At 71.4% G+C, this 13,535-nt stretch carries 14 protein-coding genes; 7 read left to right on the top strand and 7 right to left on the bottom strand.

What is annotated here, in order from left to right:
- Positions 1 to 32: 32 nt before the first annotated feature.
- From PZB75_RS18105 to PZB75_RS18090, 4 genes are read right to left on the bottom strand one after another with little or no spacing between them, the layout of a single operon-like run.
- The gene (locus PZB75_RS18105; RefSeq protein ID WP_275536345.1) at positions 33 to 863 is read right to left on the bottom strand and encodes a glycosyltransferase family 2 protein; all 831 of its coding nucleotides are present in this window, start codon (positions 861 to 863) and stop codon (positions 33 to 35) included.
- Positions 848 to 1,882 (bottom strand): glycosyltransferase, encoded by a 1,035-nt coding sequence (locus tag PZB75_RS18100; protein WP_275536344.1) that lies wholly within the window; start codon positions 1,880 to 1,882, stop codon positions 848 to 850. The genes PZB75_RS18105 and PZB75_RS18100 overlap by 16 nt, the downstream gene beginning before the upstream one ends.
- Positions 1,879 to 2,940, bottom strand: coding sequence for a glycosyltransferase family 4 protein (locus tag PZB75_RS18095; RefSeq protein WP_275536343.1), 1,062 nt, complete (start codon positions 2,938 to 2,940; stop codon positions 1,879 to 1,881). Before PZB75_RS18095 ends, PZB75_RS18100 begins: the two co-directional genes overlap by 4 nt.
- A complete protein-coding gene (locus PZB75_RS18090) occupies positions 2,931 to 4,058 on the bottom strand; it encodes a glycosyltransferase (protein WP_275536342.1) in 1,128 nt (375 codons plus the stop codon). Before PZB75_RS18090 ends, PZB75_RS18095 begins: the two co-directional genes overlap by 10 nt.
- Positions 4,059 to 4,465: 407 nt before the next feature.
- Here PZB75_RS18090 and PZB75_RS18085 point away from each other — a divergent pair, with 407 nt between their 5' ends.
- Positions 4,466 to 4,939, top strand: a complete 474-nt coding sequence (locus PZB75_RS18085; RefSeq protein WP_275536341.1) for a hemerythrin domain-containing protein — start codon at positions 4,466 to 4,468, stop codon at positions 4,937 to 4,939.
- Between the two features lie 295 nt (positions 4,940 to 5,234).
- On the opposite strand, the gene PZB75_RS18080 is transcribed toward PZB75_RS18085, so the two are convergent.
- Positions 5,235 to 6,071 carry a cytochrome c oxidase assembly protein gene (locus PZB75_RS18080; protein WP_275536340.1) on the bottom strand — a complete coding sequence of 279 codons (837 nt, stop codon included), beginning with the start codon at positions 6,069 to 6,071 and terminating at the stop codon, positions 5,235 to 5,237.
- Positions 6,071 to 6,637, bottom strand: coding sequence for a DUF2243 domain-containing protein (locus tag PZB75_RS18075; protein WP_275536339.1), 567 nt, complete (start codon positions 6,635 to 6,637; stop codon positions 6,071 to 6,073). The genes PZB75_RS18080 and PZB75_RS18075 overlap by 1 nt, the downstream gene beginning before the upstream one ends.
- Positions 6,638 to 7,052: 415 nt before the next feature.
- Between PZB75_RS18075 and PZB75_RS18070 the strand changes: the two genes are divergently transcribed.
- From PZB75_RS18070 to PZB75_RS18055, 4 genes are all read left to right on the top strand, one after another.
- A complete protein-coding gene (locus PZB75_RS18070; RefSeq protein ID WP_275536338.1) occupies positions 7,053 to 7,289 on the top strand; it encodes a DUF2945 domain-containing protein in 237 nt (78 codons plus the stop codon).
- Entirely contained in the window at positions 7,286 to 7,627 is a 342-nt protein-coding gene (locus PZB75_RS18065; protein ID WP_275536337.1) for a DUF3140 domain-containing protein, read from the top strand. The genes PZB75_RS18070 and PZB75_RS18065 overlap by 4 nt, the downstream gene beginning before the upstream one ends.
- 238 nt (positions 7,628 to 7,865) lie before the next feature.
- Positions 7,866 to 8,885 carry a DNA topoisomerase IB gene (locus PZB75_RS18060; RefSeq protein ID WP_275536336.1) on the top strand — a complete coding sequence of 340 codons (1,020 nt, stop codon included), beginning with the start codon at positions 7,866 to 7,868 and terminating at the stop codon, positions 8,883 to 8,885.
- Between the two features lie 160 nt (positions 8,886 to 9,045).
- Positions 9,046 to 9,267: a DUF6480 family protein gene (locus PZB75_RS18055; protein ID WP_275536335.1), complete on the top strand. Its 222-nt coding sequence runs from the start codon at positions 9,046 to 9,048 to the stop codon at positions 9,265 to 9,267.
- Between the two features lie 157 nt (positions 9,268 to 9,424).
- Here PZB75_RS18055 and PZB75_RS18050 read toward each other — a convergent pair whose 3' ends face one another.
- Entirely contained in the window at positions 9,425 to 10,915 is a 1,491-nt protein-coding gene (locus PZB75_RS18050) for a hypothetical protein (RefSeq protein ID WP_275536334.1), read from the bottom strand.
- 356 nt (positions 10,916 to 11,271) lie between these two features.
- Here PZB75_RS18050 and PZB75_RS18045 point away from each other — a divergent pair, with 356 nt between their 5' ends.
- Complete coding sequence (locus PZB75_RS18045) at positions 11,272 to 12,561, top strand: histidine kinase (RefSeq protein ID WP_275536333.1); 1,290 nt, start codon at positions 11,272 to 11,274, stop codon at positions 12,559 to 12,561.
- The gene (locus PZB75_RS18040) at positions 12,558 to 13,220 is read left to right on the top strand and encodes a response regulator transcription factor (RefSeq protein WP_275536332.1); all 663 of its coding nucleotides are present in this window, start codon (positions 12,558 to 12,560) and stop codon (positions 13,218 to 13,220) included. The genes PZB75_RS18045 and PZB75_RS18040 overlap by 4 nt, the downstream gene beginning before the upstream one ends.
- The last annotated feature ends 315 nt before the right edge of the window (positions 13,221 to 13,535 follow it).

The following is a 13,535-nucleotide window of genomic DNA, read 5'->3' as shown; positions in this document are numbered from 1 at the left end:
GTGCCGCCTCTCCGGACCGGGGGCCCTTCGACTCAGGAATCGATCGGTGGCCCCTTGTGCCACATGTCTGTGCGCGAGTCGTACTGTACGAGTCCCATTTCGGCGAAGTCGCGCAGCCAGCCTTCCATGGGCCACTTGCCCCAGCGGCGTTTGAACACGGCGCCGTTGCGGAGGATGTCGTCGAGGTGTTCGACGGGTGGTCTGCTCACGTGGTGGTACTGATGATGGACAGGCGCACCACCCAGCCACCGGAGTTCCACGCCCAGGTCGGCCGCTTGGCGCGCGAAGTCGGTGTCCTCGCCCCCGTAACCCATGTACTCCTCGCAGAAACCGCCGGTCCGGTGCCAGGTGACAGCGGTGAGGGCGAAGGACAGCGACCAGAAGAGGCGGTGGTCGCCGCCTCGGAGGATCTGCCCTTCGGCGGGGTCGGGCCGTCCCTCATGGGGCTTCGCGAGCCGCGGAAGAGCGGCGAGGCGGTAGCCCTCCGGCGGTGGAGGCGGCAGGTAGGCCACGGTGCCGCACAGCAGCGCTCCGTCGACGGCGTTCCCGGCGTAGCGGGCGATCGTGTTCTTCCCCGGCACGCAGTCGACGTCCAGGAAGACGAGGAGGTCGGCGCCGGCCTCCAGCGCGTGCCGTGCTCCGGCGTTACGGGCGGCGGCCAGCGGCAGGCAGCCGTCCTGAACCGGTACGGGAACCGTTTCGGCCGCAGGCGTCCGGGAGGCGACGAGGGGGGCGGCGCGCGGGTCGTCCATGGTGACCAGGACGTAGTGGTCGGGGACTCGGGTGCCGGCGGCGAGTCCGTCCTGCTGGAGGAGCAGATGGGAGTGGCGTCCGGCCACCGGGGTGATCACCGCGATGCGCATGTCGTCCCTCCGGTCCTCGCCTGCGCCGCGAGGCTGTCCAGCAGGTGTGCGGCTCGGGAAGCTCCGTCCCCGGGGGCCCACAGGGCCCAGCGGCGGCCGTCCGTTCGGCAGGCGGCGGCCAGGACGTCGGGCCATTCGTGCGGCTCCGGCCATCGCGGCCGTACCGACGCCAGACCAGCGGTGTCGAGCGCGCGTGCGGTGGCGTGCTGTTCCTCGTGCGGACGGTGTTGCGGGATGACGACGGCCGGTCGGCGGGCTGCGGCGCACTCGGCGATCGCGTTCTGTCCCGCATGGGTGATCACGACGTCTGCCGTGGTCAGCAGGGGCCACGGATCGGCGCACCACGTGGGTCCCGTTCCGCCGAGTACCTGCCAGTCCCACCGAGGTGTGGCCCGGGCCGCGTCGCGCAGTTGCGCGGCGCTGATGTCGCTGCCGCCCGCGCCGAGCATCACCAGCACCTGACGCGGAGGACCCTTCGGCCGCGCAGGTGCGGGACGCGGCCGGTCGTCGTAGCGGGAGAACGCGCCGGTGTGGACCGTCTTCCGGCGCCAGCGAAGTGGGCGGCCCGGCTCCGGCAGTTCTTCGGGCCAAGGTGCCATCAGACAGTCGGCGATGTCGTACGCCAGGGCGTGGGCGGGGTCGGAGCGGTCCCCACGCATGTCCGACACCACCACGGGGACGCCCATCAGTCGTGCCAGCACGGTGACTTCCGCCGAGACGTCGCTGACCAGGAGGGAGGGTGCCGTCCGGGTGATCCAGTCGGCGATCGCCCCCATCCGTGCGCGCAATCCGTCGTGGTGGAGAGGGACCCAGTGCAGTCTGCCGCCCGCGCCGGGGTCACGCACGGGCTGCGGGGCGCCCGGATCGGTGTCGAACGGCAGCCGTACCCATTCTCCGCTCCAACTCTCGGGCCGTGGCAACGAAGACAGGCCCGTGATCGGGGTACGGGTGTGCCGGGCCACGCACATCGCCCGGTGCAGATGGCCCCGGCCCTGGTGGTGGACGTAGTAACCGATCACCGTGCCGCCAGTTCCTCGTAGAGGGAGACGTAACGGTCCGCCATGGCGTCCAGGGAACAGAACCGCTCGGCGCGGTCCCGGGCCGCGAGACGGTCGAGACGCATGGTCTCCGGGATCAGCTCGGCGAGGGCGGCCACGTCGTCGGCGGGCGCCAGTCTGCCGCACTCGGGGGTGAGGATCTCCCCGAGAGCCCCCCGGTCGAAGCCGCACACGGGCGTGCCGCAGGCCAGGGATTCGGCGACGACCAAGCCGTACGGTTCGTCCCAGCAAGGCGTGACGAGGACTGCCGCCGCATGTCCCACGAAGTCCACCAGGCCCCTGCGGTCGAGGTGGCCGGCATAGGTGATGGTGTCGTCCAGCAAGGGGGCCACACGCTCGCGGAAGTATTCCGTGTCGCCCACCGGGCCCGCCAGCCGGAGGGGGACTCCCGCCAGGCGGGCTGCCTCGATCGCCAGGTGCGGCCCCTTCTCCGGGACCACACGGCCGAACCAGGCGAGCCCGGGACCGCCCGGTCCCCGGCTCCACAGAGCGGTGTCGATGCCGTTGCGCACGACCCGCGCCGCCGGGACGAGCGGACGCCACACCCGTGCGGTGTGCGCGCTGACAGCGGTGAAGACCACAGGGCAGCGCTCACTCGTCTGTATGGCGGATTCGAGCCAGGGGGTGGGCGGCGTGTGCAACGTCGTGATGACCGGCCGCGGGAGCGCCGCGGCCATGGCGATGGGCAGGTAGTGCAGGCTGTTGTTGTGCACGACGTCGAAACGGCGGCCGTCACTGCCTGCCAGGTCCAGCATCAGCCGGAGATACGCGTGGTGCTCGTCCATCCACTGGCCGTCGGGCATACTCACGTCCGACCGGGCAGACTCACTCAACCGCGCCCGGCGCACCGGGAGTTCACGCACATCGAGGGTGGGATCGGTCCCGGGACCGGCGAAGAGTTCCACCTGGTGACCGCGTTGTGTGAGAGTGCGGGCAAGAGTCCAGGTGTGCGCTTCCAGTCCGCCGGCGAAGGGTTCTTTGATCGGAAAGCGCGCGGACGCGACGAGTGCTATGCGCAACGGGGAGTCCGCCCCAACAGCTCGTGGTACAGGTCGAGATGGGCGGCCGCGACAGCGCTGCGCTCTTTCGCGCGCTCGCCTGGTGTGGACCGCCACGCGGGACGTCGTTCGTACGCTTCCGTGATCACCGCACGCAGCGACTCGGGGTCCGGCCCCTCCGGCGCTTCGCCGGCGTATGACAGACAGGGACGTTGTTCGGCGTAGAAGCCGCAGGTGGGCGCGGCGACGGCGGTGCCCAGGTCGTGGCACGCCTCCAGCCAGCCGGAGTGGGTGCCGAAGGTGTACGGCAGGACCGAAAGATCCAGGCCCGCCAAGTAGTCCCACAGTTGTTCGTCACTGAAGTAATCATGCTCACGCAATTCCAGGAGCCCGCGCTCGTGCAACTCGCGCAACTCGGAAAGGACTTCCGGGGCGTAGGCGTGGGCGGCCGGGTCCGCGACCTCGTGGTGAATGTTCACCCGCAGCTCCGCGCCGGGCAGTTCGGCGACCGTCTCGGCAAGGACGCGCGTCACGGGTAGTACGGCCATGTTGGGCCGCAGGCTCTTCGCATGCACTCCGACCACGAAGCTGTCCCGTCCCGGCCTCGGCCGGGAGAGAGCCGGCTGCTCGACCACATGTGGATGCGGCAGGACGGTGGCGGAGCGACCCCAACGTCTCCGGATCTGCGTCGCGGCCCCGGGTGTGAGCGTGATCAGCCGGTCAGCCGCCGGGACCAGAACGTCCAGAGCGGCTTCATGGGGCCGGGGATCGGGTTGATGCGGATTGCGCAGATCGTGGACGGTGTACACCAGCGGCTTGCCGTGGCGCCGCAGGGCGGAGACGAGTTCGGACAGCTGCCGGGGGCTCTGGGCGTCGAAGCCGAAATGCAGGTGGTAGACGTCGAACTCGCGATGGTGCTCGGCGACCCAGGCGGGATCGAGCATCACGGGCGGCCACCAGCGTTGGGACGTGCTGGGGGCGCCGTTGGGGCGAGGATCGTCCAACCGGACCACGTCGGCCTCGCCGTGCGGGTCGGCGCAGTGGCGCACATAGACGTGTCCGGCCGGCACCGACGCCACACGTACCGGTCCGGCAGCGGGCCGGGCCGGGAGGGACGGCAGAGCGGTCTGACTGGTCACCTTGTGCCAACTCCTGCGGGTACGGACAGTGGTCTGTTTCCCCTGTTACCCCTGTTCCTCATGAGCAGTCCGAGACCTGTGGGAGACCGGAGACCGTCGCCGCGGTGGGGACGCGCCGTCAGCGATCGCGGGACAGCCCGACCGGCGCCGAGTCGTCAGGCGCACGGCCCCTCTCGTCCCGCCGGTCCCGGTCACCGGGCGGACGGTCCCCCTCCGCCCGCGTCTCGATGCCCGGCACGGCAGAACGCCAGAACGTGGCGGCCGTGCCGGTGGGGCCAGTCCGTGGGTGTTCCAGGGCGGCGACCGGGCACACGACGAGGGCTCAGGCACGCCGTAACGGCGGCCTGACACCCCTGACGCCCCCTCACCCGGAGGGGCGGTTGCCGTGCCCGGAAGGCGGCCCACCGATGGACGCGATCGTACTGCTCAAGGACGACCACAAGGTCGTGGAGAAGCTGTTCAAGGAATTCGAGCAAGCCGGTGAGAGGGCCTACAAGACCAAGCGGAAGATCGCTGACAAGGTCATCGAGGAGCTGACCGCGCACGCGTGGATCGAGGAGAAGATCTTCTATCCCGCCGCCCGGGAGGCCGTCCCCGAGACGAAGGACCACGTGCTGGAGAGCGTGGAGGAACACCACGTGGTGCTGTGGATGCTGGCTGAACTGACCGGCCTGGACCCGACCGACGAACGCTTCGACGCCAAGATGACGGTACTGGTCGAGAACGTGCGCCACCATGTCGAGGAAGAGGAACAGGAGTGGTTCCCCAAGGTCCGGGCCGCCCTGGGGCGCAACCGTCTGACCGATCTCGGGGAGCAGCTCGCCGCCGCCAGGCCGACCGCTCCGCGCGACCCCCTCAAGGTGCCCAGCGCCGACGGCTGAGGCTCACCGAGCCGCTCTTCGGGTACGCCGAGAAGACGCTGTGCGCTCCCTGCTGGACGGCGTAGCCGGATTCCTTCGCCGGGTCGTGCGGGTTCTCGCCTGTGCGGGTTCTCCTCCGTGCGGGCCCGCGCGGGTTCTCCTCCGTGCGGGCCCGCACGGGTTCTCCTCCGTGCGGGCCTGTGCGGGTTCTCCCCCGCACGGGCTCTCCCCCGCACGGCCGAACGGCGTCCGAGTCACGGCTCAGAGGGCGCTGCCGCGGCGCCCGAAGTACCGGGTGAGGGATGCCCTCGCCCGGTCAGCGCGGTGCGGCCGCGGTACCCGCCGCCGGGCGCCTGGTCCGCCGCCCTGCCCGGGGGCGTCGTTCAGGCCGCCAGGTGGCCACCAGTGCGCCGGCCAGCAGGAGTTCGGCGATGTCTCCGCCGTAGTACATGATCTCGGCGCCCTGCCGGACCTGGCCGACGGGGGCGTGGACATCGACGAAGAACCCGCCGTACATGGCCTGCGCGAGCAGGGCGTGGGCCGCGATCGCGACGCCCAGACACACCAGCCGGGCGGGTACACCGGGCCGGGAGGGTGCGGGGTCGGGGCCCGCGATGACGTACGCGAACAGGCATCCGGACGCCAGGAAGTGCGCGTGCATGAGCCAGTGCCCGGCCGGATGGGCCATGGCGGCGTTGTACAGAGGCGTGAAGTACAGCAGGCCCAGGGTTCCGGTGCTCAACAGCAGGGCGGTCGCGGGACGGGTCAGTGTCCGCGCGGGCGCGCTGTGCAGCACCGCAGTGACCCGACGGGCTCGCGCGGGCGGCAGGATGCGCAGCAGGAGGGTGACCGGCGCGGCGAGCACCAGAGCCAGCGGCGCGTACATGCCGATGAGCATGTGCTGTGCCATGTGCCCGCGGAAGTCGGTGTGCGCGGCCGGCCCCAGCGGTGGAAGCAGCGCGAGGGCGAGGAGGGCCAGCCCGGTGAGGAACGACGCCGCCCGCCAGGAACTCCACCGCTGGGCGGGGTTACGGCGTCGGGCCCGGCGTACGGCGAGCAGGTGGCCGACGGCGGCGGCGAGCAGGACCAGCGCCGTCAGCACCGCCCACGGCAGGCCACCACCGCCGTCGCCGTGGTGGTGCGTGCCGTCCATCAGGCGGGGCCCCCGCCCCGCCCGGCGCCACGGGGAACCTCCGGATCGAAGGCCCGGCCGCCGCGCTGGAGCAGGTGGCCGCCGATCAGGAACAGGCCGCCCAGGACGAGGAAGCCGGTGTCCCACCAAGCCTGGTAGGGGCCGCCGTGGACGTGGTGGATGCCCAGGATCTGGTGGTCCAGGATGCCCTCGACCAGGTTGAACAGGCCCCACCCGGCCAAGATCCAGCCCCACAGCTTGCGCGAGGCCCATACCGCCCGCCGGTCGTGGGTGACCCGTGAGTACAGGATCGCCAGGCCCAGCAGGACGGCGAGCCAGCACACGGCGTGGAAGACGCCGTCCCACACGGTGTTCATCTCCAGCCCGGACACCGTTTTCGGGTTGTAGTACTTCACCCCGATGCGGTCGTGGTTGGTGCTGGTGAGCATGTGGTGCCACTGCAGGAGCTGGTGCAGCAGGATGCCGTCGACGAAACCGCCCAGACCGACTCCCAGGACGATTCCCGGCAGCCGAAGGGTGTTCGGTGGCCCCGTAGCCGCACGGGCCGTGCCCGCTGTAGTGGCCATCACCTGTTCTCCGTCCCATCGAGGCGCGAGACCTTCCGGACACGTGTGCCCGCCCGGCCCGGCTCCCTCACCTGCTCGCGCAGGAGTTCCGTCCTTTCGCCCAGCCCAGGCGCCATGCCCCGCTCACGCCCCGGGCCGATGTCACGCACCGCGGGCCTCTCGACCGGATCAACCGGACCAGAAGCCTGCGGTGGGCGGTACGGCGGCGTTCGTCGGCGGCAGCGTCACCACCGTGGACGTCCCGGTCCGGCACTGCGCGCCGCTTCGGGCAGACCGACGGATCGGCGGATCGGCGGTACGCAGGGCCGGCCGCCGCCGTGCGTGCGGAGCGCGCAGCCGTGATCCTGACGACGGCGGGCACGCACACGGTGGTCCGGAATCCCGGCACCGGTCGGTGAGCGAAAGGGATCTCATCATGGCGAAGAAGGACAAGAAGCTCTCCAGGGGCGACGACGTCACCTGGCGGAGCCACGGGCAGGAGGTCGAGGGGTCCGTCACCCGGAAGGTCGAGGAGCGGACCGAGGCGGCCGGCCGGACGGTGGACGCCTCCGAGGACGAGCCGCAGTACGAGGTGCGGAGCGGGAGGACGGGCAGGAAGGCCGTCCACCGTCCGGAGTCGCTGGACAAGAAGAAGAGTGGCGGCGGATCGTGAGCGGTGGGAGCGACGAGGAATGGCAGGACACGCTCCACCGCTTCGGCGAGGCCGTCAACATGACCGCCGGTGAGCTGGAGAAGTGGCTCGGCACGGAGCAGTCGCGCGAGGTGGGTCAGAAGAACGGCGGCGGGGAGTCCACCGGTCACACTTCCGGCCGACGGATCGTGACACTGCTACGGACCCGCGACGCGGAACTCAGCGACGCCGACCTCGCGCACATGCGCAAGGTCACCGGCTATGTGCGGCGGCACCTGGCTCAGCGCCCCGATAGCGACGTCAGCGGGACCCGTTGGCGCCACTCACTGATGAACTGGGGCCACGACCCCGAGAAATAGCCTCGCCGGGCGGTCCGCGCCGGTGACGCCACGGCAGAAGGCCGCCCGCTCTCGCCCGTCGCGGCGGCAGCCACGGAGGGACGTTTCGGCCTCTGCGGAGGGGGCACCCAGTGGCCACCACGGACGCCGGCCTTCGCGCCGGCGACGAGGAAGCGATCACATGTCGAATCCCCGGCGATCGGCACGGTGACGCCTTCCCGGCGCGTCATGCCCACGACGCTGAAAGGCGCTGACGACGATGCGGTTGCGAACGGCGGACCCCCAGGCGCCGGGGCTGCGGCGAGAGCGCCGCGGCCGGGGCTTCCGATACCTGGACACCGCCGGCGATCCCCTCACCGATCCGTGCCATCTGGAGCGGGTGCGTGCACTGACCATCCCGCCCGCCTGGACCGATGTGTGGATCTGTCCTTGGCCCAACGGCCATCTCCAGGCGCTCGGCACGGACGCGGCCCACCGCCGCCAGTACCTCTACCACGAGGAGTTCCGGGCGCGGCAGGAACACGCGAAGCACGAGCACGTACGGGAGTTCGCCGGCGCCCTGCCACGGCTGCGGGAACATGCGGCGACCGGTCTCGCACGGCGCGGTCTTTCACGGGAGCGGGTGTCGGCGTGCGCGGTGCGGCTGCTCGACCTCGGCTTCTTCCGCATCGGAACGCGTGCCTACGCCCGGGAGAACCAGACGTACGGACTCACCACGATGCTCCGGGAGCACGTGGTCTGCCGCGCGGGCGTGATCTCTTTCTCCTATCCGGGCAAATCGGCCGTGCCGCAGGTGCGCGCACTGGTGGATCGGCCTGCCTACGAGACCGTACGAGCGCTTCTCTGCAGGCGCGGAGGTGAGGGCCAGCTCTTCGAGTACTGGCAGGGGCGCCGGTGGCACGGCCTCACCAGCACGGATCTGAACGCGTGTCTCAAGGAGTTCGCCGGGATGGACGTCACCGCGAAGGACTTCCGCACCTGGCACGCCACCGTCCTGGCGGCGGTGGGGCTGGCCGTCTCAGTCCCCGCGAGCCACCGGACACCGGCCGCACGCAAACGGGCCGTGGCCCGGGTGGTGAGGGAGGTCAGCCACTATCTGGGCAACACCCCGGCGGTGTGCCGCGCCTCCTACATCAACCCGCGCCTCATCGAGCTGTTCGAGGAGGGAAGGACGATCGCAGACGAGCTGGACCGGCTGGGAGAGGGCGCGGTGTTCGGCCGTCCCGCGACGCAGGGGCCGGTGGAGGAGGCCGTACTCCGACTGCTGGACGGGGGCTGAACACCACCGGTCACCCCCGCCGGACAGCCGTCTCGTACAGCGCACGCCGACGGTGGACCCCCGACCGACCTCGGGCGCGTCCCTCGGCACGCCGGCGTCCACGGCACACCGGACCGGCGATTTGCCGTGTGATTCCTCCCGCACGGGTTACCCACAAGGGATGAACATCGAGAATCAGGACCCCGACCCGCGTGAGACATCCGGCCTCGACCCCCAGGGAGGCGTCCCGGTCGGGGACACCCCTCCGGCCGAAGGCAGCATGTCGGAAACAGGACCGCGACATGAGCCGACCAAGGGATGGGCCAAGGGGCCGCTGATCGCCATCCTGGTGGTCGTTGTTCTGGTGGCGGCCTTCTTCCTCTTCTTCGCGCTGCTGATATGACCCGCACATTCCCCGCGGCCCGTCCCCCGCCGGGCGGCGGACGCTGTCTCCTCATGTGTTCCGCTCCACCCAACCGTCCACGGCGGGGCGGCGGCGCGAACCGCGCTCCGGCCGGGGAGGGGAACGGCCGTGCCGTCGGCCGCCGCGGCACAGCTGATCAGCGGCTGGTGTCCGGGTGGTGGACGCTCAGGTCGCCGTAGGCCGACAGAACGGCGGCCAGGTCACCGGGTTCGTGCCGCAGGGTGGCGTCCAGGAAGGCGAGAGTGGTCGCGGCGACGACGTGCGGGCTGCCGGTGCGGCCCAGGGAGCCGACGATCGAGGGCACGGGCGGCAGATACAGGGGGCCGTCCATGAAGGTGAGGTGTGCGGCGCCGGGAAGGGTGAGCCGGTAGCTCGTCGCGGTGCTGAGCCTGAGGGCCTCGGTGAGGCGGGGCAGGTAACGCGGGTCGGTATCGGGGGTGATGGCCTGGGTGAGCGCGAGCGTCGGCCGGCGGAGGGCGGGAGAGGTGGGGCCGTGGGGGTAGCCGTCCAGATCGATGACGGCGTCGAACCGGTGGTCCTGTCGGGCCGCCTGCAGAGCGGCGGCACCACCTATGGAGTGGCCGGTGACCGCGACCCGGCCGGTGTCCAGGCGTCCGGTCAGCGGGCCGGTGATCTCACCTCGGCCCGAGCGGTCCAGCTGGGTGAGGACGAAGCCGAGGTCGGCGGCCCGTACAGCCGTCCAGCCGACCGCCAGCTCGTCGTCCTTGTCCCGGTCTCCGGTGGAGGTGGTCCTGGCGTGAATCGTCCGCCCGTCGGCGAGGACGACGGCGGCGGAGTCGTACGGGTGGTCGAGGGCGGCGACCACATAGCCGTGGCTGGCCAGTTCCTCCGCCCAGGCGGTGTTCTGGGTACGCACTCCGCCCGACCCGGGAGAGAACAGCACGACCGGGAACCGCCCGCCCCCGTCGGCCACCGGGGCGTTGAAGACCGCATGGGTGCGGGCCCTCGGGACGCCGTCGACCAGGAAGCCGGGCAGGCCGACCCCGTGGGCGAGGGCATCGGAAACGGTGCGCGCCTCGTGCTCCGTGCGTCCGAGGTACTGGGCCCGCCGCACGCCTGCGGGGCTCTTCCGCGCGGGATACCAGAGCTGGACCACGACCGTGCGCCGGTCGTGCGGATCGGCGGTGAAGCTCTCGGGGCGGTGCGGGTCGGTCCACTGCACCACGCGGGTGCCGACCGCGAAACGGCCCGACGGCTCCGGGAACACAGGTACGGGAAAGGCCCAGGCGGCCACCGGACCCGTGGCGATCAGGCCGACACAGGCCAACGACCCCGGCAGCGCCAGCCACCATCGGGCCCGCCACGCCGACCGGCCGGTACGGCGTCGCAGCAGGGGAGAGAGCGCGAACGGCGACACGACGGCAGCGCCTGCCAGCACCGGCAGCATCTGCCAGCGGATACCCACCACACCCAGCACGATCGCGGACAGCACGAGAACCGCCCCCGCCGCGATCGTGACGCGCGGGCGGACAGCGGGGGGAAGCCAGCGCGCCACCACCAGCGTGACGGCACCCAGCAAGGCAAGGAATTCCGGAGGGGACATGTACAGTCCCGCGATGATCTCGGTCACCCGGCCATCCTCGGGGCGGGGCACGTGATGCCACATCGATCCCGGGTCGCCATCGCATGCGACCGGAGTCGCAATCCGAGGCACGTCCCCCGTGCGACCGGAGTCGTACCCGGGCATCTCGCCTGTGCGATCGGAGTCGCGATCGACACGCCAGGTGAACGGCTGCTTCGCGACCGCGGAAGGTAGCGGGACTCCTCCTGCGGTCGTACTTCGGCGCGGCGACGTCAGACGGTGGACTCATGTGCTTCGCGGGCCCGCGGCCTACCGTGACAGGGCAGCGGTACACGCCGGGGAGCGCGGGGTGCGGGCTCCCCGTACCGACCCGGCTCCGGCTGTACGCGGTGGTGGTCCCGCCCGGGGCCACCACGATGCTGAATCGACAGGGACGTGTGATGACCGAGGCGGCCGCAGAGCCCGGCAATGCCCACCCGGTGCGCTACCGGGACCACGTACGGCGGACGAGGACGACCGTACGGCCGACGAGACGCACCGACCTGGTCTCCGTGCGAGCGGCGCGACTGGTGAGGGCCGCCCGACGCCGGGGCCTCCGGCTGCCGCCCATGGTGTGGGACTCGCTGTTGCCGGCGCTGCTCCTGCTCAACGTCGTGACCACGCGCGCACCGCGAGAGCTCCCGGTGGCCGTGGCCCTCACCGCCGCCCTGGCGCTGCCCCTGGTGTGGCGGCGCCGGGCCCCGCTCACGGTGTTCGGTGCCGTGGCAGCCGCGGCCTTCGTCCAGTGGCTGATGGACGTCCAACTGCCGGCGGACACCGCCTTGCTGGTGGCCCTCTACACGGCGGCCGCGAACTCGGGCCGACGCGGCACGCTCGTCGCCGGTGCCGTCGTGGAGGGCGGGGCCCTGCTGGCCTGCCTGCGCTGGGCGGCGGAAGGCGCGTTCCTGACCCCCTTCGTCGCGGTGACCGCGACGGTCGTCGCCGCCGCCGTCCTGGGTGTGAACGCGCGAACCACGCGCGCCTACCTCGCGGCCCTGGAGGAACGGGCCGCACGCCTGGAGCAACAACAGGACCAGCGGGCACGACTGGCCGTCGCCGAGGAGAGGACGCGCATCACCCGGGAGATGCACGACATCGTCACCCACAACCTGTCCGTCATGGTCGCGCTCACCGACGCCGCCGTCTACGCACAGCACCGGTCGCCCGACAGGGCCACCACCGCGATGCTCCAGATCTCCCGGACGGGCCGGCAGGCCCTGACCGACATGCGGCGCTCGTTGGGCGTCCTGCGGACCGACGAACCGGACGCGGAACGCCACCCGTTGCCCGGCATCGCACAACTGGAGACCCTCGCCGAGCAGATGTGCGCCGCCGGGCTGCCGACCCGCGTCGAGATCCAGGGCGGCCACACCCACATACCCGCCACCGCACAACTGACCGTCCACCGCCTGGTACAGGAAGCCTTGACCAACACCCTCAAGCACACACCCACCGGCACACACGCGAAGGTCCGGGTACGGTGCTCGGCCGAGACCGTCACCGTGGACGTCACCGACGACGGCCCCTGCCCACCGCTCCCCGGCCCGGCACCATCCGGCCAGGGCATCACCGGCATGCGCGAACGCGCGGCCGCCTACGGGGGGAAGTTGCGGACCGGACCGCTCCCGGGCGGCGGCTGGGAAGTCCATACCCGCCTGGACCTCGGCAGCATCGGAGCGGCGTCCGCATGACGATCCGCATCCTGATCGCCGACGACGAAGCGCTGCTCCGCATGGCCTTCAGCACGGTGCTGGAGGCCCAGCCCGACATGGCACCGGTCGGCGAAGCCGCGGACGGCACCCAGGCCGTACGCCTCGCCCGGGAGCTGCGCCCCGATGTCGTCCTCATGGACGTCCGGATGCCCGGGACCGACGGGATCGAGGCGACCCGGCAGGTCATCCGGGTCTCCCCGCGGAGCAGAGTGCTGATCCTCACCACCTTCGACCTGGACGAATACGCCTTCGCCGGACTCAACGCCGGAGCCTCGGGCTTCCTGCTGAAGAACACCAGGCCCGAGGAACTGCTCACCGCGATCCGCAGCGTCGCCGCGGGCGACGCGGTGGTCTCCCCGCGGATCACCCGCCGCCTGCTGGAGAACCTCCGCCCGCACATCCCCGACGGCAGCGGCGCCGACCACGACGAGCGGCTGAGCCGGCTCAGCGCCCGCGAGCGCGAAGTGCTCATCCAGGTGGGCCGCGGCCTGTCCAACACCGAGATCGCGGCCACCCTGTACCTCGCGGAGGCGACCGTGAAGTCCCATCTGGGGCGCATCCTGCAAAAACTCGAACTCCGCGACCGGATACAAGCGGTGATCCTCGCCCACGAAAGCCGCCTCATCCCCCCGGCCTGACACCGCCGCCCGGGGCCGAGGCAACGCCCTCGGCTCCCGGGCGGCACCAGCGCTGAAGGACACCCACGCCCCGCATGGGCGACGCCTCCGCACAACAGCCGACCCGATCTTCCGGCGTGGTGCCGTGGCGGCAGGGGTCTCAGGGCTGTTCAGCCATGAGCGGGACGGGCTGTGACCCAAGGCCGGGCAGTCAACGCTTCTGCTGGTCACGCAAGCCAGTTGCAGGATTTCCCGACGCAGAGATGTGGGCCCTGCTCACCCTCTGGAAGGCCCTGCGCACCAAGACGGTCGGGGCTGCCGAGTCACCACCTGGCA

This window comes from Streptomyces sp. AM 4-1-1 (genome assembly GCF_029167625.1).
Taxonomy (GTDB): domain Bacteria; phylum Actinomycetota; class Actinomycetes; order Streptomycetales; family Streptomycetaceae; genus Streptomyces.
Note: the sequence above shows the minus strand (reverse complement) of the source record. Positions and strands in the feature narration are given on the sequence as shown.

Excerpts from the sequence above, each read along its gene's own strand:
- PZB75_RS18040 (WP_275536332.1), top strand. The coding sequence starts at position 12,558 with ATGACGATCCGCATCCTGATCGCCGACGACGAAGCGCTGCTCCGCATG.
- PZB75_RS18105 (WP_275536345.1), bottom strand. The coding sequence starts at position 863 with ATGCGCATCGCGGTGATCACCCCGGTGGCCGGACGCCACTCCCATCTG.
- PZB75_RS18045 (WP_275536333.1), top strand. The coding sequence starts at position 11,272 with ATGACCGAGGCGGCCGCAGAGCCCGGCAATGCCCACCCGGTGCGCTAC.
- PZB75_RS18080 (WP_275536340.1), bottom strand. The coding sequence starts at position 6,071 with ATGGACGGCACGCACCACCACGGCGACGGCGGTGGTGGCCTGCCGTGG.
- PZB75_RS18070 (WP_275536338.1), top strand. The coding sequence starts at position 7,053 with ATGGCGAAGAAGGACAAGAAGCTCTCCAGGGGCGACGACGTCACCTGG.
- PZB75_RS18075 (WP_275536339.1), bottom strand. The coding sequence starts at position 6,637 with ATGGCCACTACAGCGGGCACGGCCCGTGCGGCTACGGGGCCACCGAAC.
- PZB75_RS18050 (WP_275536334.1), bottom strand. The coding sequence starts at position 10,915 with ATGTGGCATCACGTGCCCCGCCCCGAGGATGGCCGGGTGACCGAGATC.
- PZB75_RS18055 (WP_275536335.1), top strand. The coding sequence starts at position 9,046 with ATGAACATCGAGAATCAGGACCCCGACCCGCGTGAGACATCCGGCCTC.
- PZB75_RS18060 (WP_275536336.1), top strand. The coding sequence starts at position 7,866 with ATGCGGTTGCGAACGGCGGACCCCCAGGCGCCGGGGCTGCGGCGAGAG.
- PZB75_RS18085 (WP_275536341.1), top strand. The coding sequence starts at position 4,466 with ATGGACGCGATCGTACTGCTCAAGGACGACCACAAGGTCGTGGAGAAG.